This is a genomic window from Candidatus Nitrosopumilus koreensis AR1, assembly GCF_000299365.1.
In the GTDB taxonomy this organism is placed as follows: Archaea; Thermoproteota; Nitrososphaeria; order Nitrososphaerales; family Nitrosopumilaceae; genus Nitrosopumilus; species Nitrosopumilus koreensis.
On sequence record NC_018655.1, the window covers coordinates 1,604,974 to 1,629,020 of the forward strand.

Here is a 24,047-nt window from a genome sequence, read left to right on the forward strand (position 1 = left end):
AATTATTCTCATATCTGCCTATTTAGGCTCTAATGATATCTGAATGTAAGATCTCATACGCTTTAGATGCGTCTTTTTCATTTAGAATAATTATAATGCTATCTTGGCTGAAAAAGGCATTAACAAGTTCAATGCCGTTTGCATGTAATACTTCAGCAACATATGAGACAACGTCTGACTTATTTTGTGAATTTGGTATCGTGATCATGATTTTTGCAAGACCCGTACTGAAAATATCATCACTATTTGGGATATTGCCAAAAATTTGCCTAATGTCTTCCACATCTTCTGTAAGAAATCTAAACGAATCGGACATTCTAAAAAATTCATAGTTATTGGTAATCTTTGAGAATTTGTCTAAAATTTCCATTGGATTCATTTGGTTAGAATCTTTGATTGAAAATTTGATATCCATTATTCCATCTGTTAATACCAATCTTGCGTTCTTCAAAATTGGTTCTTCTCTTACCTCTTCTTTGATTTCAAATGAATCTGCATATCTCTTGATTGCTACGACTATTGTATTGAGGTTAACTCTGTTTCCTAGAATCTTTTCTATCTCTGGTTGAATTTTTACTGCTAAAGCTGTATAATTTATCAAATCCATTTTCATACAATCATAAATTGAACGATTTCTGGTAATTATCTCCCTGACAACCTCAGGTACAGACATGCTTGCTATTCTCATTAAGATTATTATATTATGTCAGTTATAATAGGATTATGTAAGAAATCAAAGATATATCAATAATCTTTATATAATGTCATATACATTACATATTATAGGTGAATATGACAATGTTCTTTGATAGTGAAATCGATAGAATCTTCAAGAGAATGTCTAGATCTTTTTTTAACACCAATGACATTTTTGAGGAATTCAAGGGAAATGGTTCTGAATCTGGTCCATTTTATTATGGTTATACAATGACCGTGGGCCCTGATGGAAAACCTGTTGTACAAGAATATGGAAATGTTAAACCAGGACAACTTCCAGCTTCTGATACACGAGAACCAATTGTTGACACAATTGTTGATGAAAAAGAAAAAGTTGTAAAACTCATAGCAGAAATGCCAGGAGTTGAAAAGACTGATGTCAAAATTGTTGTTGACAATAAAGTTGTAGATCTTTCTGCAGAACATGGTGATAAGAAATATCATGTTAAAGTACCAGTACAACACAAAGTTGATGAAAACTCTGCAAAAGCTTCCTACAAAAATGGAATTTTACAACTAGTCTTCAAATTAATTGAAGAAAAACCAACTGGTAAAAAGGTGGAGGTTGAATAATCCTCCCTTAATTTTTGAGGTAAAAAAATGAGTGAAATTATTTTAAAAGTTGATGAAATTCCACAACAACATGTTGGACGAGGAAGAGCAATCATTGATCCAAAAATTATTGAAGATCAAAATTGGAACACTGGCCAAATTTTGGAATTAACATATAATAAAAAAACCCATGTAAAACTCTGGCCAGGTAATCCTGAAGAATATGGTACAGGAATTGTCAAAATTGATGGGATGACAAGACAAAATATTGGAGCTGGAATTGGCGATAAAATTTCTTTAAAATCAGTAGAAGCCTCTAATGCTGAGCAAATTGTTTTGTCCCCAACTGAAAAGATCTCTGCTGAAGGATTACAAGAATATATGACTTACAACTATCTTAATCATGTATTTACAACTGGAGATACATTATCTCTTAATACACAAATGGGTGGACGAGTTCAATTCATTGTAACTAGTACAAAGCCTTCAAAACCAGTAATCGTAACTGAAAACACAATTTTCAAACTGGGGTCTATGACTAAGGCAGTTGATGTATCTGTTCCAAGAATAACATATGATGAATTAGGCGGTCTTAAAAACGAAGTTCAAAAAATTCGTGAGATGGTTGAATTACCAATGAGACATCCAGAATTATTTGATAAGATAGGTGTAGAAGCTCCAAAAGGAGTGTTGTTGTATGGTCCTCCAGGCACTGGAAAGACTCTACTTGCAAAAGCAGTGGCTGGAGAAACAAATGCCCACTTTATCTCACTTAGCGGTCCTGAAATAATGGGTAAATACTATGGAGAAAGTGAAGAGAAAATTCGAGAAATTTTCAACCAAGCAGAAGAAAACTCTCCAAGCATAATCTTCATTGATGAAATAGATTCTATTGCTCCAAAAAGAGATGAAGTTTCAGGCGAAGTTGAAAAGAGGATTGTATCTCAACTTTTGACTTTGATGGATGGAATGAAATCCAGAGGCAAGGTTGTAGTAATTGCAGCTACAAACAGACCAGACTCTATTGATCCAGCACTTAGACGACCTGGTAGATTTGACAGAGAAATTGAAATTGGAATTCCTGATGATGAGGGAAGATTTGAAATTCTTTCGATTCATACACGTGGAATGCCAATAGATGAAAAAGTTGATCTCAAACAAATCTCAAAAACAACACATGGATTTGTTGGAGCTGATTTGGAAGTATTATCTAAAGAAGCTGCAATGAGATCACTTCGTAGAATTCTTCCAGATATAGATCTTGATGAAGATAAAATTTCTTCAGAAATTCTTCAAAAAATAGAGATTACAAGTGAAGACTTTAGAGATGCGTTAAAAGAAGTCCGACCAAGTGCATTACGTGAAGTTCAAGTCCAAATTCCTAATGTAAGTTGGGATGATGTTGGAGGTCTTGATGAATTAAAAGAAGAATTACGCGAAGCAGTTGAATGGCCAATCAAGTACAAAGAGGCATTTGATTATGTTGATGTTGAAACACCAAAAGGAATCTTACTTCATGGTCCTCCTGGAACTGGTAAAACATTGATTGCAAAAGCACTTGCAAAAATGACAGAATCTAATTTTATCAGCATAAAAGGACCCGAACTACTCTCAAAATGGGTAGGTGAATCTGAAAAAGGAGTTAGAGAAATTTTCAGAAAAGCACGACAAGCTGCACCATGTATAATCTTCTTAGATGAAATAGATGCACTTGTACCACGAAGAGGCAGTAGTGGTTCAGAATCACACGTAACAGAAAGTGTGGTATCTCAGATTCTAACTGAGATTGATGGACTAGAAGAACTACACAATGTACTGATAGTTGGTGCAACAAATCGACTAGATATTGTAGATGATGCATTACTTAGACCTGGTAGATTCGACAGAATTATCGAAGTCCCAAATCCTGATGCAAAAGGTAGACAAAACATCTTTGAGATTCATACCAAAAAGAAACCCCTTGCAAGTGATGTGAATATTGCAAAACTTGTAGAGTTGACTGATGGATTTAGTGGTGCAGAAATTGCTGCAGTTGCAAATAGAGCTGCGATTGCTGCTCTCAAGAAGTATGTAGGTGGCAAAGCACAAAATGTTAAAGACATCAAGATATCTCAACAGGAATTAATTGATGCAATTGACAAGGTCAAGCCTCGAAAAAAAGAGGCTCCACCAACTCAATCCATAAAATAGTCTAAATACTAAGGAAAATGAGACAAAACATGAAACTGTATCTTGACTTTAACCCTTGCCAAGAATGCAACACCATGATGGCAGAACTTAGTAGTCCTGAGATGTTGTTTGCTGATGAAAAAACCCGAGCAGACGAATCTGCAAAGTTTCTCAGACACTTGACATATAACCACAACGAAGTGGTTCAAGCTGTAATGGATGATCTTCCAAAACAAAAAAGAGATCAAGAACCTGACTTCTACAAATAATCTTCTTTTTCATTACTAGAAATTAGTAATCATATTCATATACAAAATTACCCTAAATTCTTTAGTGCAAAAAATAAAAATCAGTTATATATTTGGCCTGATTGCAATTATCGTCTTATTTGGCATAACCCCTTCGTTTGCAGTTGAAACTGAACAAGAACCACAACCGCCAGAAATTCCTGAACCTTCACCTGAACCTAAACCAATTCCACTACCTGAACCAGAACCAACACCACAACCATTTCCAGGGGAAACCGAATCAGAAAAAATCCAAAGACTGACTGAAGAAAATGAAAAACTAAAACAACAAAACAAGAATCTTCAAGACCAAATATCCAGCCTGAAAAATGAAAAATTAGGATTACAATCTCAGATATCTGAGCTACGTGAAAAGATAGATAATCTAAAGGAAATTACAATGGAGCAAATTCGTGTAATTATGGATTTAGTAAGTAGATTAAAAGATGTATTTTATGAAAAAATAATTTCTCCTACAATTAACATGTAGGATTTTTTGGTTTTTTACTCATCAAGCTTTAATGTTTTCCTAATCAAAACAGCTCTGTTTCTTATTGTAACATCGCTTACTCCTGCCTCAACTGAGAATTTCTTTTGACTGATTTTTTCCCCGTTCATTATACATGAAATGTATAATGAAGCAGCAGCTTGTGCCACTGGATGTTTTCCGGCAGTGATCTGTTCTTTTTCACAGAGCTTTAGTATCTCAAATGCGCCCCGTTTTGTCTTTTCTTTCAAATTCATATTGTTTGAAATTTTTGAGATAAACGAGGAAGTGTCGTATTGATTAAGATTCAATCCAAGCTTTTTGATTATGGTTCTTAAATCTCTGGAAAGTATTCTTCTTTCTACATTACCGGCATTGGCAATATCATCTAATGTTCTTGGGATGTTGTTTTCTCTACATGACGCATATAACGAGGCTGAAATCAATGATGCCATTGTTCTTCCTCTAGTTAGTTTTGCACTAACTATTTTTCTGTAAATGTATGCAGCATTTTCTACTACGTTATCTGGTATTCCTAATTTTGTTTTCATCGAATGTAGTAAAGTAAAGGCCTTGCTCAAAGTAGCAGTTTTTCTTGATTTACTTCTTTGATCCCATGTTCTGAGTCTATTGAATTCATATTTTGTTTTACTTGATAATGCATTTCCAGAAGAATCTTTATTATTTCCAATCACAGTTGATAATCCTTTGTCAAACATCGTTAGTGATGTTGAAGGACCTGTTCGTGCTTGTTTCATAAAGTCTTCCTGAGTGTAACCGTTGTTTTCGTATGATGTGTCAGCTAAGTTTTGCACTAGAATAAGACCGCAACCCCCACAAAAAATTTCTCCTCGTTCAGAATCTGTTATTGCAGGATAGGTTTTGCAAGCGTCTAGTTTACACTTGACATCATAATCATTTGAATAATTTTCTACCACTGTTAACTAGTATTAGTCGACATAAAATAAAAATAAACTGTTAGAGGAAATTTTGAGATGAAAACTAAACTTTACAAACAAAAAATTCCTGATCTTTTTAAAAAATAAACTTCTTAAAAACAGTACGTCATACATCATATTAAATGTTAAAAATGAAAAAGAAATTCCTTTGAAAATTATTTTTTGATTGATTCTAAAGAATGGCCACGATTTTGGATCATCTGTGTAACTGCTTCTACAGTATAATCAATTCCATGCTCTTCTTCAAAATGGTTTCTTAATTTCTCAATTGTGCCAACAGATTTTTCTTCATCAATTTGATATTGACATTCAAAACCATAATCTTCACATCTAAGTTTGAGAGTCATTTAGTCTGGAGAAAATATTAAACCTATAAAAACCATGGACCTGTCTTTCACACAAACGAAATTAGTCATTTTGAACCTAAAATGTATCAAATAGCACTAATAACATCTGTTATTATGAATTAGATATGAAAGGGTTAGAGTTTATTTTTCTTGCAGCGGGTTCTGTTCTTGGAGCATTTCTAAGATACAAAGTAACAGAATCACCTTTGATCTTCAATACATTACCACTAAACGTTTTGATAGTAAATATGGTTGGCGCATTTGTTCTTGGAGCATTTATTGTTATTTCAGAACAATGGAATCTTGATGGAAGATATTCTCTTTTTGCAGCAGTAGGATTTTGTGGTTCTCTTACAACAATGTCTTCATTTGCTCTTGATTCTAGTAATCTGATAGAAAGCAATCATTATGGAACACTTGCAGTCAACATAATTGCCAATGTTGGGTTATCTATTGGAGCATTAATTGGAGGAAAATCCTTAATGAGTGCAATAATATCTAATTAATTAGAAATGGTCTATTCCTATCAAGTTGTAAAATTTCAATCAATATCATTTGTTCAAGGAACTCATTGGTCACAATCTGTAGGCGATAAAGGAATACTATACAAATCACTCAAAGATCCATTTTCAAAACTAATAGTTCAAACTAATGATGCAAAAAAATTATTTCATGTGCCAAAAGACAGAACTGTGGTTGTTACAAATGATACTGTTCATTTTCTAGGCGAATTAGCTTAGTTATTTAAAAAACTGATCAACTTGATCTCTATATTTCAGTGCAATCTTTCCAAAATCTGAAAAATCCTCTACAGTTGGATTTTTCATTCTCATTGCGTATTGATTCACAAATACAGACAAAGCACTACCTATGATTAAATTGTACACACCATCTGCAACATTATTTGAGTACGGAAATGCAACTTTAATAAAAGGCAGATATGACTCTGTTTGAGATATCATTAACTTGATATGCTTTTCAACAACATCTTCTACATCAGTAGGTATTGCCATGATTTTACTAGTATTGATTTCTTATAAGTAGATCTTTTACACAGGGTGTTGTTTTCAAAGTTGATAATTGCTTTTAGAATTTATTAAAAAAAATACTGGAATGGTTTTATGGTGGCAAAAAAACCTACCAAAAAACCTTCAGTCCCATCTCCATTTCTAACTTCAAGTTGGTTTGATATTGACAAATCAATTAATAATTTAAAAAAGGAGATGGAAAAAGCATTTTCTTCATTCCCAACAACAATGATGCCAAGAATATCACAAACATCTTGTGATATTATTGATGAAGGGAAACAGTTCCGTGTAAAAATGGATGTTCCGGGAATAAAGAAAAATGAAATAAAACTGAATGTGACTGAAAATTCTCTTGAAATTTCAGGAGAGCATAAGGAAGAATCCGAAGAAAAGAAGAAAAATTTCCTTACAAAAGAACGCAGTCAGGTATCATACTATAGAACTCTGCCTCTTTCTGAAAACATAGTTGCATCTAAGGTAAAGGCAAAACTTAGTGATGGGGTTTTAGATATAACACTACCAAAATCTAAACCTACAAAGACCCAAAAGAAGAAATCAGTCTCAATTCAATAGTTGTTCTTTCACAACCACTTGAGATAGATATTTTTCTTTTCCTTTTCTGCTTCTAGGCAAACACCTTAACTGCCTGTTACAACATGGGCAAGTTAGCCCGTCATAGTCTACAAATACTTCACAATAATTACATCTCTTCTGACCTGCAGCGTATCTTCCAATTTGTGACGGTTTTAGTGCTTTGTACTCTTTGCATTTACCAATACAATACGTCATCAATGAAGCCTAAAATTATTCAAAAATAAAAGGTTTGATTGCACTGCAACGCACTTTTTGAATATCTTCCAAATTGAATTTATAATACTAGTCTCCACTTTTGGCTGTTGCATTATCTGGATGAAAAAGTATTTGGAAATATCACTACAAAAGAAATCATTGGTGCAGAACCACCAGAAATTCCTGATACGAGAGATAATTTAGAAAACGAACTTGCAACTTTACTGTCCGAATTAGAATCACAGTCAAAAGAAAATCTTGAAAAACTACTAGAAAAACAAAAGGCTGCAGAGGATCATGTCAATAGTAGGCCTGGAGCTATGGCACTATCCCAACCTAAAATTCAATTGTTTACAACATACAGTCAAAGATACATAAAATCAATTAAAGAAAAATTAGAATCTTAGACTTTTTTCTTTTTGCTACGTTTTTTTGGAGATGCCTTTCTTCGTACTAGTAATGATATGATTGCACCTGCTGGAATTCCTATAATTGTTCCAAGACTAACATAGGGGGCAATAAAGAAACTTCCAATCCAAATTCCACCATCAGTTGTCAATTCCATAAATGTTCGTGGTCTTAGAGTTACTGAAACTGTCTGTGAATCTTCTTTTTGTTCTCCAACATCGTCTGTATATTGTACAATAATCTCAAATGGAATCTTGTATTCCGTATTTACTTCATCAGTTGGGGTGATGATTCTTGATGTTATTCCTATAGGAGTATTTTTTTGTATTTTAGAAAAAGTATGTGATGTTTCACCTCTAAACTCAATATCTTTAGGCGAAATGATCTTGATTCTAACATCTGTAATATCAATATCTTCAGAAATCACACCTACTTCTATTGGAAACTCTGCATTTGCAAAAATTGATTCAGGTGTTTTTGTATAAATTGTAACATTTGGATCAGCTTTTATGGTAATTGGAATTGCAATGTCATAAAAGAATGGTTCTTGTGGTGTTTTATTATTTGATACAAGAACCTGAGAATATTTTATGTTAAGAAAATGAATTCCTGGATTTGCATTATCTGTGATGTATAGATTGATATTTTCTCCATATGATCCACCTTGCGCCAATTTGTCAATTATGATATTTTTTGGCTCTACATTTAATCCTCGAATCTCAGATACCAAGAACTCAAATGAAATATCCTGTTTTTCTTCCCATCCGTTATTTTTTACTAAAATCGAGATAATTCCTTCTCGCCCTACTACAATTTCACCAGGATGCGTGATCTCAATATCCATCCCTCCTTCTAGATTCTGAACTAGGGTTTCTGCGTAAACATTTGGAATTAGCATAAAGAATCCCAACATCAAGGGGACGGTCCATAGCGGTCTCATTTCTTACCTCAAATAACTCCGTAATCCCTATTCTGTGTTATTGTCAGGCTCAAAATTTTGCAAAAAAACTTGTTGATTCATAAATACCAACCAACGGAGGACTCTAGAAATAATCATGGTAAGTAAAACAAAAGAACTCTGTCCAAGATGTGCGCAGGGAAAACTAGTAACTGATAATGAATCCGGAGAGATGTTTTGCTCCAAATGTGGGTTTGTGATCACTGAAAAATTACAAGAGGCAGGCCCTGAATGGAGATCATTTACACAAGACGAACACGGAGACAGGGCAAGAGCAGGCGCTCCTACCTCATTGACTATGCATGACATGGGTCTTGCTACAATAATTAATCCAGTAAACAAGGATGCTTCTGGAAGACCACTAACAGCTTCTATGAAAAGTACTATTGAGAGATTACGAACTTGGGATAGTAGAAGCCAAGTTCATGAACCAGTTGATAGAAATTTCAGACAAGCATTTAGTGAATTAAACAGACTAAAAGACAAACTAGCAATTTCTGATGCAGTAATTGAAAAGGCAGCTTACATTTACAGAAAAGCATTAGATAAAGGACTCGTTAGAGGTCGCTCCATTTCAGCTTTGATGGCATCAGCACTTTATGCTGCATGTCGTGATACTGAAACTCCAAGAAATCTAAAAGATGTTGAACAAGCAGCAAACATCAAAAGAAAAGATATCGCAAGATGTTACAGATTACTAGTAAAAGAACTTGACTTGAAGATGCCAGTAACTGATTCAATTCAATGTGTTGCAAGAATTGCCAGTAGAATTGGAATTGCAGAAAAACAAAGAGATATGCAGTTAAAGTGCTCAAAAAAGCACAAGAAAACGAAGTTTCAGCAGGAAAAGATCCAATGGGATTAGCTGCTGCTGCACTATACCTATCATGTGTCAAAAATGGTGAAGATAAGACTCAGCGTGATATTGCAGAAGCTGCAAACGTGACTGAAGTTACCATTAGAAATAGGTACAAAGGTCTCAAAGAATCCCTCGATCTTTAATCAAATTTTTCTTGAAAATTTACTTTTTTTACAAATCCACCTTCGTTTGACTCATCCATTAAATTTTCTACTTTTTTTGATTCATCTTTAGATGCACCATCATCAGAATCTTCAGGTGGTTTTACAAATCCACCTTCAGTTGATTCTGGAGGAGGAATATTTTTTGCTCTTCCCATTCCAATTGTTGTAATAATTACTGATGCCAAAATGATAAAGAATATGATTTGTGGATATGCTTCTGCATTTGAGAGCCCCATAGTTATTGGATATGTAGCGAGTACTGCTGCAGCAAGCCCTCTAGGAATCATAGAATTTGTAACAGCTCTGTCCAACTTGGAAAATCTTTTTGTCAGTGTAATTTTTGCAACAATTCCTCTTCCAAAGAAAACTGCAATTGTTACTAAAATTCCAAATATCATATATTCTATTTGTCCAAAACTTGCCATTAATCCAACAAATACAAAGAAAAATGCTCTTACCAAAAATGTGAGCTGGTTATGAGTTGGATCATCCATCTCGATTTTTGGTAATTTGAACTTAAGAATATGTGCTAGATGACTCTTATTTCCAACCATTAATCCAAATACTAATGCAGTTAATGCACCTGATTCTCCAAATGAATTTGCTAAGAAGAATAACACAAACAAAATTCCTAATGTAAGCATGTATCCATGTTGAGCATTTCCAAGCTTTGTTGAAACATACATCCAAGGAATTCCTACACCAAATCCCAGAACTAAACCTACTATAACTGCCCTTCCAAGTGTTTCTTGTAATGTCTGAATATCAAAATGTCCTGCAAGTACTGCTTCAAATAATATGAATGCAATAATTGTAGCTAAAATATCAGTTAGAGCTGATTCAAAACTTAGCATAGATTTTGCTTCTTCTGAAATCTGGACATTTCTAACCAATCCAAAAACAATTGCAGAACTACTTCCTCCAACAATTGAGCCCAACAAAATACTTTCTAACCATAACCATCCCAATGCATAATGTGCTGCAACTGCAATTACTGTAACTGACAAAATAAAACCAAGAATAGCTAATGTGGATGAAAAATGTGCTGTTCTTATAACATGTTTGATATCTAAATTTAATCCTCCATCAAACATGATGATTATTAATGCCAGTGCTGCAAAATATGGAACCACTTGAATTACAGCTTCTGGTTGAATCAAACCTAGTACTGGTCCTAGAATCACTCCTAGAATCATCAAGAATGCAACATCTGGTATTCCTGTTTTTTTAAAAAATGCTTCACCTGCAACTCCAAGAAAAATTACAACCCCTGCTGCAAGCAAAATTACATGAGCTGGAGCAATAACACCATCTTGAACAGATAATGTTCCAATTGAGTTTTGCAACTCTGTAATTCTTTCTAAAATAAAATTTGAATCAAAATTAGATAATGGTATTTCACCAAACTGGCCTCTAATTAAATTCAAAATAGACAAAACTATTGGATTCATCTATTATTGCATCTCAATATCTATGGATAAAAATTAAACTAGATTTGGTTAGTCATTTTAGCCTCATTAATTTTAGATACACCTTAAATCACCCCAAACAGTATTTTTCTTGAATGAGTGCTACAAATGAACTTCGCGCAGATCACGTACAGGTAAGACGTCTTGAAAAAATTGTTTTCAAATGTGCAGAGGAATTAAAAAATGGAACAGATATTCCATTTTCTGATCTTACAAAGATAACTATTGTTATATCTGAATTTGTAGATACAATTCACCATTCTAGAGAAGAGGACTCTTATTTTCCATGTGTAGCAAGCTATGATTCTCTAAAAGATGAAATTCATAAATTTCTGGTTGAACATGAATTTGGAAGAAATGTTGCAAGAAAAATCCATCACCATCTAAAACAATGGAAAGCAGGTGAAGATGCAAGAGAACCTGTCTCAAGATATCTTAAAACATATGCAATATTTCTCAACGATCATCTAAACAAAGAAAACAAATTCTTTGATAACGTAGAAGCTAATGTTTTATCAAAAGAGGAAGAAACAGACATGTATGAACAATACAGATCTATATTTGCAGTCGTAAAGAAAGTTGAGGATATGATCAAAGAAATTGATTTCTTAGAGAATCAACCTTGGTTTAAAAATTAACGTAAGCTCTTTATGGGCTGATTGGAAATTTTTTACATGAAACCTTTTGTTCTTTGGATGACTGGTCTCCCATGTTCTGGAAAGACTACAATCGTAAAAGATCTGCAAAAAGATATTCCAAATTTGGCAATGCTTGATGGAGATGAATTAAGAGAATGGTTTTCTCCAAAAGACTTTTCAAAAGCAGGACGTGATGAACACAACAAAAAAGTTGCTCATTTGGCAAAATTGTTGTTAAAACATGGTGTTCCAAGCGCAGTATCTCTGGTATCTCCATATCTTGAGAACCGAGAAAATGCCAGAAAGATTATCGACGCAGGTGATCAGTTTGCAGAGTGTTATGTCAAATGTTCATTAGAAGAGTGCGAAAAAAGAGATGTCAAAGGCATGTATGCCAAGGCAAGAAAAGGGGAGATCAAAGGATTCACAGGAATTGATGATCCTTACGAAGCTCCAGAAAAAGCAGATCTAATTGTTGATACAGAAAATGAATCACTTGATGATAGTGCAAACAAAGTAAAGGACTTTCTTAAATCAAGAAACCTACTCTAATTTTTTAAATTCATCAACTATTGTTTGATGAATAATTCCATTTGTAACTAGAATTCCATTTTGATGATACACTTCCTTATTGTTGTATGAAATATCGTTTCCCAGCATATCTGTCATTTTGCCCCCTGCTTCAGAAATTATACAATATGATGCAGCTGTATCCCATTCTTTCATTTTATTTGTAGTTGTAATGTATGCATCAGCCTCACCTGATGCAATTTTTCCAACCTTTAATGAACTACCTATACTTGTAAAGTCTTCAATTCCTAATTTTTTGATAAATGCTTTTTCTTTGTCTGACAGGTGATGCCTGGAGCCCACAGTTCTACACTTTGGAAGTTCTGATGTTGTAGTAACTGAGATCTTTTCCCATTCTTCATTATGATATCTAAATGCGCCCCTCTTCTTTTGTGCAACAAACAATGTTTTTTCAGTAGGCCAACCTATTACTCCTAGAATTGGTTTTTTGTTTTTTACAAGTGCAATCATTACAGTAAATTCACCTGTTTTATCAATAAAATCTGAAGTGCCGTCTAAAGGATCAACTATCCAAATTATCTCTTCAGATAATCTACTTTGATCATCATTATCTTCCTCAGATAAGATTTTGTACTCTGTTTTAGAAAGAATTTTTTTAATGATCTCGTTACTTTTTAGATCTGCCTCTGTAATTGGCGAATCATCTTTTTTGGTAAATTCTTCGAACTCACCTTTGTATATCTCCAAAATTGTATTTCCTGCTACTTGTGCTGCCTCAATTGCAATATCTAATTCAGGAATTTTTTCTGTAATTGGTATGCCTTTCAAAATACATTCCTATGTTGTAAGTTCTGGCTTTAGTGTCCATACCACCCCAAGCGCGATAAATGGAATGGAAATAATACCAATAATTCCCAGAATTGTGAAAAACTGAGATTCTGAAACTTCTGGATTGTTTACTATCCATGGAAGTGGCAAAGATACAATTATCCAAATAACTCCTAATAATACGATCAACTTTGCTTTAGCTTTTCTACTTTTCATCATGATTCATCTCTTTAGGTTGTATTAAATTCATGTGAATTTATTTTGTTGATTCTCCTCCATCTACTGCAAGAATAGCTCCAGTGATCCATAATGCGTCATCTGACGCAAAATAGAGTACAGCCTTTGCTACTTCTTCTGGTTTTCCTATTCTACCTAATGGATGTTCTGCATTCATGAAATCCCTATCTTTTTGAGTTTTTACAAATGGTTTTGTCATGTCTGTGTCTACTACTCCTGGACAAATACAATTCACCCTGATTTTGTTTTTTGAATATTCAAGAGCCCAACACTTTGTAAGTATGATTAATGCTGCCTTTGTTGCTGAATATGCATCAGCGTTAAATCCTTGATATGCCTTCAATCCTGCATCTGATGAAATATTAATTATTGATCCTGATGTTTTTTGTAAATGTGGGATTGCCTCTTTTGTAACCCTGTATTGTCCTGTAAGATTTACATCTAAAACTTCATTCCATTCATCTTCTTCAATTTCATGCAGTTGTTTTATCCTTGGAAAAACCCCTGCATTATTTACAAGAATATCCAACCTTCCAAATTTTTCAACAATTTTTTGTACTGCATTTTTCACCTCATTAGAATTTCTGATGTCCGCAGTAATTGCAAATACATTAGAAATTTCAGCTAATTTTTCTAATCGCTTTTGATCTTTTCCTGTAATTGCTACTTTGGCTCCATTTTCTAGCAAAACTTTTGCAGTGGCAAATCCTATTCCTCTGCTTCCACCAGTCACTAAAGCAACTTTTCCTGATAAAGACAACAGCTTTAGCATAAAACTTCGTAATTTATAGATCGATTTTTAGTAAATAGGAATAAAATATTTCAATAATTAAAAATTTATTTGTAATTTTTTATATAAACTATTAAATAGTTGAAGTTCCTATAACTATTAATGCCGAAGGATATAATTCCTATCGACTAAAATCGCGTAACCCCGCAGAACGACATAGGCAATCAAACGCAAGGTCGTTTGACAACGAGAGGGAATCTCTCATAGTTCTGCAATGAAGGGGATTACGCCTCTTTTAATTTTGTAAAATATCTACTGATACTGACCCTATCACATTTCCATTTGGATTAATAGAAATTGTAATTTGTTGATTCTCTGAAATCAAAATTTCTTTTTGACCTATATACTCCCAAGTAAAATATTGTGAAATTCCAGTTTCATGTGAAGTACCTTGTAGCCTAAAATCTTCTGAAAAATCTATCTTTTCTCCACTTAATGAAATTGATAAAATTTTTGGACTGCTACCATTTGGAACAAATCTAAATGAATATTCTCCACTATCAATTTCAAATGTTTCAGAATATACTCCCTCAATATACAAATCAGGATCTGCCAGTGTTACATGAAATATAACATTGCTTTTCTCACCAGAATCCTCTAGAGAGAAACTAACTAGAAAAATTCCAATAATTATAACTACGGGAATTATTATTAATTTTTTATTCAATAAAACAAACTCTAAATTCCATTATAAAAACAAATTTCTATTTTTCTCTTATCTTTTTTGTTAGTGCTTCTAATTTTTCAAGATTTTCTAAAATCCATGGATCATTTATCAAATCCATAATTTCTTCCATCTTGAATAGTTTTGGAGTAGTCATGCCCTCTTCAAAATCATATAGTTTGATTATTCTATTTTTTACGTTTTTAGATTCTATCTTTTTATTATGTGCAAAATTATGTGCAAAATCATTTCTAATTTCTCTAATTTTATTTAGCGTTTGCTGAATCCTTATTCTTGTTTTTTCATCAATCTCTTTTTTAAAATCTTGATGATTTTTCATGATTCTTGATATCCAAATTATTTTTGTTCCAAAAGATGCAGTTCTATCTTCATCAAATACTGTTTTGGCCCATAAAGGAAAATCATTTTTATCTCGCAAAAATAGATCTGAAATAATCACAGTAAGAGTTGAATCTAATACTGAAACATAACTGAGAAAATTACCTCTTATTCGATTTACCAAATTGATATATTCTTTGTCTGTAAGTTCTTGGGAATTATCTGGTAAATCAAAACCAAATACTTCATTCATAAGTTATGCCTAAAAAAATACTAAATAGATTTTTGTACTGCATTTTTCATCTTTGTTAGTCAAGTTACACATACTGTGAATCATTCTTTACACATGAAATTAAGTACATTTTCCTATAGTGAAACCATGGCTAATCTTAGTAAAAAGTGGACTAAACCGCCAACTCCTAGTATTGGTGAAAAACTTGGTGATGCAGTCAAGCCTAAAGGTGCTCTAAAACCAAGAGTACAAGAAGGAGTCAAAAAATTACGATTACAGATTCAAAAATTGGACAAAATGTTGTCAGGATTACAAGAACGTGATGGACAACTATTTGCAAGAATAGTAGAGGCAACACAAAAACATGATACTCAAACAAGTAAGGTTCTAGGAAACGAACTAGCCGAAATTAGAAAAGTTATCAAAATTATGAGCAGTGCAAGAATTGCCCTTGAGCAAATCGAATTAAGATTAACAACATTTAGTGATCTTGGAGATACCGTAGTAGCAATTATGCCCACCATGGGACTGATGAAGAATCTCAAATCGTCTCTTGGAAAAGTAATGCCAGGTGCAGAAGCTGAAATTGGCCAAATGGCTGAAATGTTAGGCGGATTTATGACTGAAAGTTTCTCAGGTGATGCAGCATTTGGTATGGATACATCCACAAATGCTGAATCTGATGCAATTCTCAAGGAGGCCGCAGCAGTGGCTGAGAGTTCAACAGGACAAATGTTCCCATCAGTTCCATCTGATGCAAGCACATCAACTGCAACAACTTCAAAATTTTACTAGAATAAATAAACTAATTTTTAAATTATTATGCTGACTCTCTAGATTCTTTTATCTTTTTAACTCTACTACCCTCATCATCAATAATTCTATCAACACCTGATAGTTTCTCCCGTAAATTATTGATTATAGTTCCAACTTCATCAGCTTCAGATTCTACTCGTTTTCTCTTTTCAGCAAGCTCTGAAATCCCTCTATTTTCTTCCTCAATATACTCACTAACTTTTTGGAGTTTCTCTTTAAGATTTTTGATATCTACTGATTCTTCTTCAATGTCTTTTTCAAGCAAAGTTCGTTTATCTTTAAGATTCTTAATCATTAGACCAACATAATCAATTGCCTCTTCAAGCTGGGCACGTTTCCCCATTAATTCCCCAATTCCAATTTGACTTGGAGTATCAGTAAATTCTGGAGTCTCTCCTGCAGTGTTTTCTTCAGGTCTTTCTTCTACCATTTCTCCTCCCTCTTCTTTCTTGAATTTATCAAACATTTTATGATTTACTTTTCAAAATGGGAATAAAAAGTTACTATGAATCCCAAAGCTGACAAGGTGAATGATTTTTACTCAAAAAAAAAGGAAAAATGTGGTGAATTATCTCACCGAAATTGAATTTCTGAACTCTTGGTTAGAATCAACTGATTTTTCAAAATTAGTATCTCCAATCTGAAGAAATTTGATATTTTGGCCCATCTCAGGATTTGTTGCAGAATTGAAGAGAACTTCAAAAACATTCTCATTTTCTGTAAACTTTCCAGAAAATACAACTTTGTAACTGAGATCCTCATCTGAGGCAGTTCCATGCATTACTACATGGGAACCATTGGATTTTCCACTTAATTCTAGGTCAAACTCTCTTTCTTCAAGACTGAGGACTCCGTTAGTTGAAATCTCCCACAAATCTTGCCCAACCTTTATTGCTTTTCCATCAAAGAGAGTAATCCCAGCATTATAGGCCTTGTAATTCATTATTGTCCAACCTGATATTTCAGTAGACAGCATTCTGTGCATATCTTCTTTTGAGGTATCAGATGGTAAAGCATAACGTTGGACTTCGAGCTTTCCATCAACCATTTTTTCAGTTAGAATTACTCCAAGTCCCTCTTTTTTGGAACTTTCTTTTGGCTCGTACACTCCAGCATTATCTGCAAACGAATAGGTTACAGTTATTGGAGATGCACCAAGCATCAAAAGAACAGCAATAACACCAATAGTTCTGTTTTGGGGTTTTACCATGCAAAGTACATACCAAAATGATAGATTAGGAACGGACAGAAATCGTTCTGTTCTTTATATAGTAAATTTCTCCAAATTTCTCTAAAATCATTCAAATTGAGATATTTTTCTTTAAATTTTCAAAAAATCTGTTTTTTGCATGAAAACTGGTATTTTTTATACAAAAAATTACGCACAAAATTTCTAGGAATTTTCTTCCCCGCCACAATTTTGCTAAAAATTCACCATTTTTTCCATTCAAAATGGCGTTCCGCTTTGCGTTCCGCTATGGTGTTTCAAAATGTTCCTCAATAACTAATTGATTGTATACTATACCATGTCAAAACAACAATACAGGTCCGAAATGGGCATTATGGGTGATATCCTAAACGTTACTGCTGATGGTGGTCGTGAAGGAATCATTGTATCTGCAATATCTCGCAAAGCCAACCTATCTCACTATGCAGTACTAGACAAATGTGAGAAACTGGTAGAAGCAGGTTTAGTCGAGTCTGTCAAAAATGACAGAAATAGAGTCTTTCAAATAACTGAAAAAGGACTTCAGTTTTTCCAAGAATTCAAGAGATTTCAAGGGCTCGTGGAGAGCATGAACCTAAGGTATTAGCCAATGAACCAACAAATCGTACCAATTCATAGGACCGAGTTTCGAGAAGATGGAATGCTTTTTGTAAGGACTGATGGTATCATCGATACAATGGTTAATGCACCTCTAATTGTTGCAGGATTGCTGGTTGTAGCACTAACGATGCCTTTGCAGACCTCATTTTCCGCCACTCGTACTCTTGATTTAATCATCAATACTGATGGTTCTACACATATTTCCTCCCAAATTGATGTGGATTCCTCAAACTTTGAACTGAGTCTTTTTGGCTCATCTATTGATAACTTTGTTGTACTTGGTGAGGATGACACTACTTTATCTAGAAATATCATTGCAGACAAAGCAATGATCCAAACAGATGGTAGTTCCTCTATTATTGTAAATTATGATATTCATGATCTGATTTCTAAAGAAGGCAGAATCTGGACATTTTCGTTTGACTCTCCCGTAAACTACTCTTTACTGATGCCAGAAAATTCCGTAATTGTGGGAATGAATGTTTTGCCTGAAAACATGGAACAACTTGATAGCCAAATCAAACTGGACATTCCATCTGGCCCTGCTAAAATTGATTATATCTTTAGTACTCCTGTAGATATACCTGCACCTACATCTGAATCTTCATTTGATTCTGTAACTATTGGTCTGATAGTTGGCCCAATTGCAGCTGCAACAGTTGCCTCTGTAATTATAGTAAAGAAGAGACAATCAAAACCTCAACTAAAAACAGAGGTAATTCAAATTACAAAACCAACAAAAGATTCACCTAATCCAGATACAATTTTCAATCTTAGACCTGATATGAGAGAAGACGACAAAGAGATTGTTAAATTCATCTCTCAAAATGGCGGAGAAGTATTTGAAAGTGATCTAAGGAAAAAATTTCTTCAACCAAGAACTACTATGTGGAGAGCAGTGAAAAGACTAGAAAGACTAGGTATAGTTGAAATTTATAAAAAAGATCTTTTAAACATGGTTAAATTACGAAATGATTTGGAGGAAGAAAATTGAAGAGTTTAGCATTACTAGCATTGTTGGTATTTGCAATAGGTGTTATCTCTACTAATGACGTATTTGCAGAACCTCTAGACATTGTTAACACATCTGTCTCAAATTATACTGGTCATTCAGCAACTGTGCATATTACTTGGAATCATGATAGTTCAGCTGAAAATTATAAAATTGGCTGTGTTAGTTGTAATCCAAATGTTGTAGACTTTACAACTGGTAATAACATGACCATCAATCATGTCACGCCATTTCCTAATGGTTCATATGCGTTACTCTATGTAATTAGTTATGATTATCAAAACATTATCATCAATGCAAAACAACTCATAGTTAATCTCAACCAATAATTTTCAAATCTACAAAAATTATCATAAACTTATTATAGATTTTCCATACAGGATCGAGCATGGCATCTAAAGCAATTACAGTTGGAGTAGGGATTCCAATGATTATAGTTGGTGCTTTGATGGCATGGTTATGGGCTCCATTGGAAGGAGATCTTCAAAATCAAGTAGAACTTGTTGGAAGTACTATTGGAATTTTAGGCATAGTGTTCTTTATCTCTGGATTGTTTTACACCAAAGAACCAGTAATGCATTAGAAACTCATTGAATAAATAATGAAAAAAATTACTATTGTTACTTGAAAGTAAGATTATTTGAGATATTTACATCTGTTGAAGGCGAAGGAATTCTCTATGGAACAAAGACACTTTTTGTAAGACTTGCAGGATGTCCTTTTACCTGTTTTTATTGTGATACTAAAGAATCTCTTCCACTTGATTCTGGAACCGAATACAGTATTGAAGAAGCAAACCAATTGATTGACTCTAATTTAAAAAACCAAACATACAAAGTAAATTTTACAGGCGGGGATCCGCTTATTCAACATCAAGCAGTTGCATTACTTGCAAAACATATACAAGACAAAAAAATTCCCACATATCTTGAATCTTCATGTTTTGATGTTGACAGATTTAATCATGTGTTACCATTTATTGATATTGTAAAGATTGAATTCAAAACAAAAGATTCAGACTTTGTTGATTCACAGCATTATGATAAATTAATTGGTCACACCATGAAATGTCTAGAATCTTCTGTTCGTGCAAAGAAAATAACATACATCAAGGTGGTTGTCAGCTCCAAAACTAAACCTGATGATTTCAAAGAATTAGTAAATCAAATCTTTGATACTGTCTCAAAAAATGATATTGATGGATTTATTATTCAACCAACATATGGCATTGCAGAACCCTCTCTTGATCTCTTACTAAGTTTGTACGATGTTGTTTTTCCTCATTATGTTGACGTCAAAGTTGTTCCTCAATTGCATAAATTCATTGGGGCTCCATAGGTATCATCTGCCTAACAGTCAGATTAGGTTCAAATACTAGAAAAATTGTCTCAAATCATCAAAATGGATGAAGACCGGGTAAAGAAACTCGTCAGAGAATTAATCATTGAAGTTGGAGAAGATCCAACTCGTGAGGGCCTACGTGAAACTCCTGAAAGAATTGCAAACATGTACAAAGAAATCTTTTCTGGATATGATTCTGATTCAGAGTTGGCTGTTCAGTTCTCAGAAGATTCTGATGTAGTTATTGCACGTGATATCCAGTTTTACTCAATGTGTGAACATCACATGCTTCCGTTCTTTGGTAAAATACACATTGCATATTCACCAAATGGAAGAGTTTTTGGAATTTCAAAACTAGTAAGACTAGTAGAAAAATACTCAAAGAGACTCCAAATACAAGAACGACTAACAAAGAATATTGCAGATGAATTGTATTCTCAGGGTGTAAAAGGAGTGGTAGTTTTAGCTGATGCAGAACATCTTTGTATGAAAATGCGTGGTGTTAGAAATGATGCAACACTTTCCTCATCAGCATTTAGAGGAATTTATGAAAATAAAGAGGAAAAAGAGAGTATTATGACATTAATTCGAAAACGTGCCTCTGATTCTTCCTTTTGACATATGAAAAATTAAATATCGATTATATTTCAAAAAAATCATGGATGATGGAAGAAAAATTGTTCACATTCCAAAAGAATCTTGGCCTAGTTTTACATGGTATGCAATTGAATTTGCAATAGTTCTTGCAGTCTGTATGCTGGTTGCAAGAGAGGTTGTTGGTACTCTCACAGAGTTATCCCCTGAAATTCAAAACTATATCTGGTGGGGAATTACTGGATTGATCTTTTTAGCTTGGTACATTGGAATAAGAGGATTTATCCTAAAAAAGAAGATTCTAAAAAATAGATATTAGGATTATTTTAGATATCTTGTTTTATCTGTAATGTTTGCTTTTTCAAATGCAATCTTTCTGTTGTTGCATGACTCACAAACCCCACAGTGAAATTTTTTGTTTGAATAACAACTCCAAGTTTTAAAGATGGAATTTCCCAATACTGTTTCTCCTTTCTTTAATAGATCACTTTTTGATAGTCTTTGTCTGTATGGAGACCAAATCTCTATTTTTTTTCTTAATTTTGAATTAATCCCATCTATTTCTCCTTGATTAAACGCAGCCTCTAGCTTTTTTGCAAAAACCGGTCTGCAATCAGGATAGTGCTTGTCTCCAGTATGTGCTCCATATACCACTAGGGATGCATTGAGTGTATATGCCCAGGCTGATGCAACAGATAGAAACACTGCATTTCTGATTGGAACTACAATAGAATACTCAAACTTGCTCGGAATCTTTCTTTTGGAACTTGTCAAAACATTAGAATTTCCATAAAGATCTTTCATAAAACCAATATCAATAATCTTGTGTTGTTTTAGTCCAAGTTTCTTTGCAAAAGTTTTTGCAGCAGAAATCTCCATACTTGCTTTTTGTCCATATGAAAAGGTAATTCCATACAACTCATATTTTGATTTCAGAAATGATACTGCACAAACAGAGTCTATTCCTCCACTAAAAACAACAACTGCTTTTTTCATAATTCATCAAATCATTTTCTTTTGTCTGCAGCACCCTTACTTGGTTTACAGATTACTGTCTGGCACTTTGTATTTGCTGATGTAAATCCTTTTGACATTGCTGAACTGATCTTCTTCAAATTTGCAGAACTCTTGGAAAATGCGATTACAGAAGGTCCTGCACCACTAATTGTAACACCTAATGCCCCTGCTTTTAGAGCATTTTGTTTGACCTTGGAAAATCCTGGAATCATATGCTGTCTTGCGGGCTCTACTATTACATCTTTAATAGAATTTCCAATCAAGTTAGGATCTTTTTTCATAAATCCTGCAACAATAGCTGATGCATTTGATAAATTCAAAATACTATCTGTTAATTTGATTTTCTTTGGAATGACGCCTCTTGAAACTTTTGTCTTTTTTTTAGGAACATCAAGTTTTGGAACAGCCACACACATTCTAAGATTTGTTGGAGGATCTATTCTAATTACTTGTAATGGATTTGTTTTGACAATTACAAACCCACCTAAAACAGAAGCAGCAACATTATCATAATGAACAGAACCTGCACTAGCTTTTTCACCAGAACCTGCAAATTCTACTAACGAATTTCCATCCAGTTTTAATTCAAATAATTTATCAAATGCTACTGCAGTAGCTGCAGCTGATGCAGCACTACTGCCCATCCCAAATCCTGCAGGAACACCTTTTTTGATTTTAATTTCAACACCACTCTTTATTTTGAATTTTTTTTTCATATTTTGAACAACTAATCCTGCTGTGTTGTTTTGTGGTTCTGTTGGAATGTTGTCATCAGTAACTATTGTAATTCCACTTTTGGTTTTTGTTAGAGTCACTTCGTCGTAAAATGCATCAATTGCCAAACCAAACACATCAAATCCTGGACCTAAATTTGCAGTAGATGAAGGTGCCTTTACTGTAATCTTTGATACCACTAATCTTCTACCTCCTCACCCAAGTTAAGAATTCTGCTAAGAGCTCCCTCCAAATTGACAAACCCATCACCAGTCACATTTGAAATTGGAATCAATCCTTGGGCAAATCCACTCAGATTCAAACCTCTCAAAATGTTTGTTGTTAATGTATAGGTATCACCATCTGCATCTTTTGCAATAGCATTCTCTAGTGTGCTCAAACTAGTTGACCATTGTAGAATATTTTTGAGATTTGCTCCAATGAGATCGGTTTTTGTTAATACATTAACTGTTGGCAAGTTCAAACGTAATCTAATTGATGTTGCCAGAAGTGCAATTGAAACAAAATTTACTGGAGTTGTAATTAATGCACCATCAAAAAGAAAAATACTTGTTTTCTCTTCTGATGAAATATTATCTATTAGAAAACGTCCACTAGAACGATACGCAAATAACTCAATTTGACCTGGAGTGTCAACTATTAGATAATCAGGATTTACTCTGTTTACTTCATTCTGAATGTCATCAATCTTTGATGCGATCAAATCTGCAGCCATTACTACTGCACCATTGGGACCAAGATCATATTGTTGCATGATAGATACAATGTCTACAAAATCTCTTACATCAACATCACAACTGTATGACAAGTTTTCTACTCCTGGATCTAAATTCAAAATAGACGTAAAGGCTCCATTCTTTGTATAGTAATCATACAGTTTTGATGACAGCAATGATTTTCCAGATCCAGCAGTTCCAGAAACAAAAATAGTTTTCAATCCAGTCTGATTCATAATTTGCTTATATTTCAAACTAGCTTGATTATGATCATCTAATCTATGAAAATACCAAATTGGTATCAAAAATCATAATTAAATTCCACTTGATCTTTAACTAAGAAAATTATACCTTATTTGTGATTCAAAGCGTATTTGAAAAAGAAACACGTCTCAAAGAACTAGTTGTAAAATTACTTGAGGAAAACAAATTATCTGATTTTGAGTTACTGGATTCATTATTTGGTGAAATCAGAGAGGAGCTTCAAAAACACCAAAAATCATCAATTCCATAGAAAATTTGTGCCTAACTTTAGG

Annotated in this window: 36 protein-coding genes and 1 pseudogene; 20 read left to right on the forward strand and 17 right to left on the reverse strand. The window is 33.7% G+C overall.

All coding sequences use genetic code 11. The features are described 5' to 3' along the window. Positions 1 to 22: 22 nt before the first annotated feature. On the reverse strand, positions 23 to 673 hold the full coding sequence (locus NKOR_RS09550; RefSeq protein WP_232202984.1) for an ACT domain-containing protein: 651 nt from the start codon (positions 671 to 673) through the stop codon (positions 23 to 25). A gap of 119 nt (positions 674 to 792) precedes the next feature. Here NKOR_RS09550 and hsp20 point away from each other — a divergent pair, with 119 nt between their 5' ends. The 4 genes from hsp20 to NKOR_RS09570 all read left to right on the forward strand — a co-directional run bounded on the left by hsp20 (position 793) and on the right by NKOR_RS09570 (position 4,215). Beyond that, on the forward strand, positions 793 to 1,290 hold the full coding sequence (gene hsp20, locus NKOR_RS09555) for an archaeal heat shock protein Hsp20 (RefSeq protein WP_014964144.1): 498 nt from the start codon (positions 793 to 795) through the stop codon (positions 1,288 to 1,290). A 27-nt stretch (positions 1,291 to 1,317) separates the two neighbouring features. Continuing rightward, positions 1,318 to 3,459, forward strand: coding sequence for a CDC48 family AAA ATPase (locus NKOR_RS09560; RefSeq protein WP_014964145.1), 2,142 nt, complete (start codon positions 1,318 to 1,320; stop codon positions 3,457 to 3,459). 29 nt (positions 3,460 to 3,488) lie between these two features. Continuing rightward, a complete protein-coding gene (locus tag NKOR_RS09565) occupies positions 3,489 to 3,707 on the forward strand; it encodes a hypothetical protein (protein WP_016939440.1) in 219 nt (72 codons plus the stop codon). A 64-nt stretch (positions 3,708 to 3,771) separates the two neighbouring features. Beyond that, entirely contained in the window at positions 3,772 to 4,215 is a 444-nt protein-coding gene (locus NKOR_RS09570; RefSeq protein WP_014964147.1) for a coiled-coil domain-containing protein, read from the forward strand. 14 nt (positions 4,216 to 4,229) lie between these two features. On the opposite strand, the gene NKOR_RS09575 is transcribed toward NKOR_RS09570, so the two are convergent. Then, positions 4,230 to 5,150, reverse strand: a complete 921-nt coding sequence (locus tag NKOR_RS09575; protein WP_014964148.1) for a transcription initiation factor IIB — start codon at positions 5,148 to 5,150, stop codon at positions 4,230 to 4,232. Between the two features lie 176 nt (positions 5,151 to 5,326). Then, positions 5,327 to 5,518 carry a DUF1059 domain-containing protein gene (locus tag NKOR_RS09580; RefSeq protein WP_014964149.1) on the reverse strand — a complete coding sequence of 64 codons (192 nt, stop codon included), beginning with the start codon at positions 5,516 to 5,518 and terminating at the stop codon, positions 5,327 to 5,329. A gap of 125 nt (positions 5,519 to 5,643) precedes the next feature. Between NKOR_RS09580 and NKOR_RS09585 the strand changes: the two genes are divergently transcribed. Together NKOR_RS09585 and NKOR_RS09590 are read left to right on the forward strand one after the other, a co-directional pair. After that, a complete protein-coding gene (locus tag NKOR_RS09585) occupies positions 5,644 to 6,024 on the forward strand; it encodes a fluoride efflux transporter FluC (protein ID WP_014964150.1) in 381 nt (126 codons plus the stop codon). Between the two features lie 6 nt (positions 6,025 to 6,030). After that, entirely contained in the window at positions 6,031 to 6,258 is a 228-nt protein-coding gene (locus tag NKOR_RS09590; protein ID WP_014964151.1) for a hypothetical protein, read from the forward strand. On the opposite strand, the gene NKOR_RS09595 is transcribed toward NKOR_RS09590, so the two are convergent. Beyond that, complete coding sequence (locus tag NKOR_RS09595; RefSeq protein WP_014964152.1) at positions 6,259 to 6,531, reverse strand: hypothetical protein; 273 nt, start codon at positions 6,529 to 6,531, stop codon at positions 6,259 to 6,261. Positions 6,532 to 6,639: 108 nt separating this feature from the next. Between NKOR_RS09595 and NKOR_RS09600 the strand changes: the two genes are divergently transcribed. After that, complete coding sequence (locus NKOR_RS09600; protein WP_014964153.1) at positions 6,640 to 7,119, forward strand: Hsp20/alpha crystallin family protein; 480 nt, start codon at positions 6,640 to 6,642, stop codon at positions 7,117 to 7,119. Here the strand turns inward: NKOR_RS09600 and NKOR_RS09605 are convergent. Continuing rightward, positions 7,108 to 7,335: a hypothetical protein gene (locus NKOR_RS09605; protein ID WP_014964154.1), complete on the reverse strand. Its 228-nt coding sequence runs from the start codon at positions 7,333 to 7,335 to the stop codon at positions 7,108 to 7,110. The genes NKOR_RS09600 and NKOR_RS09605 overlap by 12 nt on opposite strands. A 107-nt stretch (positions 7,336 to 7,442) precedes the next feature. On the opposite strand from NKOR_RS09605, the gene NKOR_RS09610 reads away from it, so the two are divergent. After that, positions 7,443 to 7,742 carry a hypothetical protein gene (locus NKOR_RS09610; RefSeq protein ID WP_014964155.1) on the forward strand — a complete coding sequence of 100 codons (300 nt, stop codon included), beginning with the start codon at positions 7,443 to 7,445 and terminating at the stop codon, positions 7,740 to 7,742. Here NKOR_RS09610 and NKOR_RS09615 read toward each other — a convergent pair. After that, positions 7,739 to 8,683 carry a COG1361 family protein gene (locus NKOR_RS09615; RefSeq protein WP_232202985.1) on the reverse strand — a complete coding sequence of 315 codons (945 nt, stop codon included), beginning with the start codon at positions 8,681 to 8,683 and terminating at the stop codon, positions 7,739 to 7,741. The genes NKOR_RS09610 and NKOR_RS09615 overlap by 4 nt on opposite strands. 115 nt (positions 8,684 to 8,798) lie before the next feature. On the opposite strand from NKOR_RS09615, the pseudogene NKOR_RS09620 reads away from it, so the two are divergent. After that, positions 8,799 to 9,703 (forward strand): annotated as a pseudogene (locus NKOR_RS09620) (transcription initiation factor IIB). On the opposite strand, the gene NKOR_RS09625 reads toward NKOR_RS09620, so the two are convergent. Then, the gene (locus NKOR_RS09625; RefSeq protein WP_014964157.1) at positions 9,700 to 11,175 is read right to left on the reverse strand and encodes a cation:proton antiporter; all 1,476 of its coding nucleotides are present in this window, start codon (positions 11,173 to 11,175) and stop codon (positions 9,700 to 9,702) included. The pseudogene NKOR_RS09620 and the gene NKOR_RS09625 sit on opposite strands and share 4 nt — an antisense overlap. 113 nt (positions 11,176 to 11,288) lie before the next feature. On the opposite strand from NKOR_RS09625, the gene NKOR_RS09630 reads away from it, so the two are divergent. Together NKOR_RS09630 and cysC are read left to right on the forward strand one after the other, a co-directional pair. Further along, positions 11,289 to 11,831: a hemerythrin domain-containing protein gene (locus NKOR_RS09630; protein WP_014964158.1), complete on the forward strand. Its 543-nt coding sequence runs from the start codon at positions 11,289 to 11,291 to the stop codon at positions 11,829 to 11,831. 36 nt (positions 11,832 to 11,867) lie between these two features. Further along, positions 11,868 to 12,383 carry an adenylyl-sulfate kinase gene (cysC, locus tag NKOR_RS09635; protein ID WP_014964159.1) on the forward strand — a complete coding sequence of 172 codons (516 nt, stop codon included), beginning with the start codon at positions 11,868 to 11,870 and terminating at the stop codon, positions 12,381 to 12,383. Here the strand turns inward: cysC and NKOR_RS09640 are convergent. The 5 genes from NKOR_RS09640 to NKOR_RS09660 all read right to left on the reverse strand — a co-directional run bounded on the left by NKOR_RS09640 (position 12,375) and on the right by NKOR_RS09660 (position 15,473). Beyond that, positions 12,375 to 13,190, reverse strand: coding sequence for a 3'(2'),5'-bisphosphate nucleotidase CysQ family protein (locus NKOR_RS09640; protein ID WP_014964160.1), 816 nt, complete (start codon positions 13,188 to 13,190; stop codon positions 12,375 to 12,377). The two genes, cysC and NKOR_RS09640, sit on opposite strands and share 9 nt — an antisense overlap. A 9-nt stretch (positions 13,191 to 13,199) precedes the next feature. After that, the gene (locus tag NKOR_RS09645; protein ID WP_014964161.1) at positions 13,200 to 13,406 is read right to left on the reverse strand and encodes a hypothetical protein; all 207 of its coding nucleotides are present in this window, start codon (positions 13,404 to 13,406) and stop codon (positions 13,200 to 13,202) included. A gap of 40 nt (positions 13,407 to 13,446) precedes the next feature. Then, positions 13,447 to 14,187: an SDR family NAD(P)-dependent oxidoreductase gene (locus NKOR_RS09650; protein WP_014964162.1), complete on the reverse strand. Its 741-nt coding sequence runs from the start codon at positions 14,185 to 14,187 to the stop codon at positions 13,447 to 13,449. 265 nt (positions 14,188 to 14,452) lie between these two features. Beyond that, entirely contained in the window at positions 14,453 to 14,884 is a 432-nt protein-coding gene (locus NKOR_RS09655) for a hypothetical protein (protein WP_014964163.1), read from the reverse strand. Between the two features lie 37 nt (positions 14,885 to 14,921). Further along, complete coding sequence (locus NKOR_RS09660; protein WP_014964164.1) at positions 14,922 to 15,473, reverse strand: hypothetical protein; 552 nt, start codon at positions 15,471 to 15,473, stop codon at positions 14,922 to 14,924. Positions 15,474 to 15,599: 126 nt separating this feature from the next. Here NKOR_RS09660 and NKOR_RS09665 point away from each other — a divergent pair, with 126 nt between their 5' ends. Continuing rightward, positions 15,600 to 16,247: a Snf7 family protein gene (locus tag NKOR_RS09665; protein WP_014964165.1), complete on the forward strand. Its 648-nt coding sequence runs from the start codon at positions 15,600 to 15,602 to the stop codon at positions 16,245 to 16,247. A 25-nt stretch (positions 16,248 to 16,272) separates the two neighbouring features. On the opposite strand, the gene NKOR_RS09670 is transcribed toward NKOR_RS09665, so the two are convergent. Together NKOR_RS09670 and NKOR_RS09675 are read right to left on the reverse strand one after the other, a co-directional pair. Beyond that, entirely contained in the window at positions 16,273 to 16,734 is a 462-nt protein-coding gene (locus tag NKOR_RS09670) for a hypothetical protein (protein ID WP_014964166.1), read from the reverse strand. A gap of 102 nt (positions 16,735 to 16,836) precedes the next feature. Continuing rightward, positions 16,837 to 17,478: a hypothetical protein gene (locus NKOR_RS09675; RefSeq protein ID WP_014964167.1), complete on the reverse strand. Its 642-nt coding sequence runs from the start codon at positions 17,476 to 17,478 to the stop codon at positions 16,837 to 16,839. 316 nt (positions 17,479 to 17,794) lie between these two features. Here NKOR_RS09675 and NKOR_RS09680 point away from each other — a divergent pair, with 316 nt between their 5' ends. The 7 genes from NKOR_RS09680 to NKOR_RS09710 all read left to right on the forward strand — a co-directional run bounded on the left by NKOR_RS09680 (position 17,795) and on the right by NKOR_RS09710 (position 21,362). After that, positions 17,795 to 18,082 carry a winged helix-turn-helix domain-containing protein gene (locus NKOR_RS09680; RefSeq protein WP_014964168.1) on the forward strand — a complete coding sequence of 96 codons (288 nt, stop codon included), beginning with the start codon at positions 17,795 to 17,797 and terminating at the stop codon, positions 18,080 to 18,082. Between the two features lie 3 nt (positions 18,083 to 18,085). After that, complete coding sequence (locus NKOR_RS09685; RefSeq protein ID WP_016939446.1) at positions 18,086 to 19,090, forward strand: helix-turn-helix transcriptional regulator; 1,005 nt, start codon at positions 18,086 to 18,088, stop codon at positions 19,088 to 19,090. Beyond that, on the forward strand, positions 19,087 to 19,437 hold the full coding sequence (locus tag NKOR_RS09690) for a hypothetical protein (RefSeq protein ID WP_014964170.1): 351 nt from the start codon (positions 19,087 to 19,089) through the stop codon (positions 19,435 to 19,437). The genes NKOR_RS09685 and NKOR_RS09690 overlap by 4 nt, the downstream gene beginning before the upstream one ends. A 59-nt stretch (positions 19,438 to 19,496) precedes the next feature. After that, positions 19,497 to 19,691, forward strand: a complete 195-nt coding sequence (locus NKOR_RS09695; RefSeq protein ID WP_014964171.1) for a hypothetical protein — start codon at positions 19,497 to 19,499, stop codon at positions 19,689 to 19,691. A gap of 41 nt (positions 19,692 to 19,732) precedes the next feature. Then, entirely contained in the window at positions 19,733 to 20,446 is a 714-nt protein-coding gene (locus tag NKOR_RS09700; RefSeq protein WP_014964172.1) for a 7-carboxy-7-deazaguanine synthase QueE, read from the forward strand. 63 nt (positions 20,447 to 20,509) lie between these two features. Further along, positions 20,510 to 21,067: a GTP cyclohydrolase I FolE gene (folE, locus tag NKOR_RS09705; RefSeq protein WP_014964173.1), complete on the forward strand. Its 558-nt coding sequence runs from the start codon at positions 20,510 to 20,512 to the stop codon at positions 21,065 to 21,067. 40 nt (positions 21,068 to 21,107) lie between these two features. Beyond that, positions 21,108 to 21,362 (forward strand): hypothetical protein, encoded by a 255-nt coding sequence (locus NKOR_RS09710; RefSeq protein ID WP_014964174.1) that lies wholly within the window; start codon positions 21,108 to 21,110, stop codon positions 21,360 to 21,362. Positions 21,363 to 21,364: 2 nt separating this feature from the next. Here the strand turns inward: NKOR_RS09710 and NKOR_RS09715 are convergent, their stop codons facing one another. Genes NKOR_RS09715 through NKOR_RS09725 form a run of 3 tightly spaced genes read right to left on the reverse strand, consistent with a single transcriptional unit; the run spans position 21,365 to position 23,732 of the window. Next, positions 21,365 to 22,039: a 7-cyano-7-deazaguanine synthase gene (locus NKOR_RS09715; protein WP_014964175.1), complete on the reverse strand. Its 675-nt coding sequence runs from the start codon at positions 22,037 to 22,039 to the stop codon at positions 21,365 to 21,367. 11 nt (positions 22,040 to 22,050) lie between these two features. Then, positions 22,051 to 22,974, reverse strand: coding sequence for a homoserine kinase (locus NKOR_RS09720; protein WP_014964176.1), 924 nt, complete (start codon positions 22,972 to 22,974; stop codon positions 22,051 to 22,053). Beyond that, entirely contained in the window at positions 22,974 to 23,732 is a 759-nt protein-coding gene (locus tag NKOR_RS09725; protein WP_026089921.1) for an ATP/GTP-binding protein, read from the reverse strand. Before NKOR_RS09725 ends, NKOR_RS09720 begins: the two co-directional genes overlap by 1 nt. Positions 23,733 to 23,869: 137 nt before the next feature. Here NKOR_RS09725 and NKOR_RS10155 point away from each other — a divergent pair, with 137 nt between their 5' ends. Further along, positions 23,870 to 24,025, forward strand: a complete 156-nt coding sequence (locus NKOR_RS10155; protein WP_016939448.1) for a hypothetical protein — start codon at positions 23,870 to 23,872, stop codon at positions 24,023 to 24,025. The last annotated feature ends 22 nt before the right edge of the window (positions 24,026 to 24,047 follow it).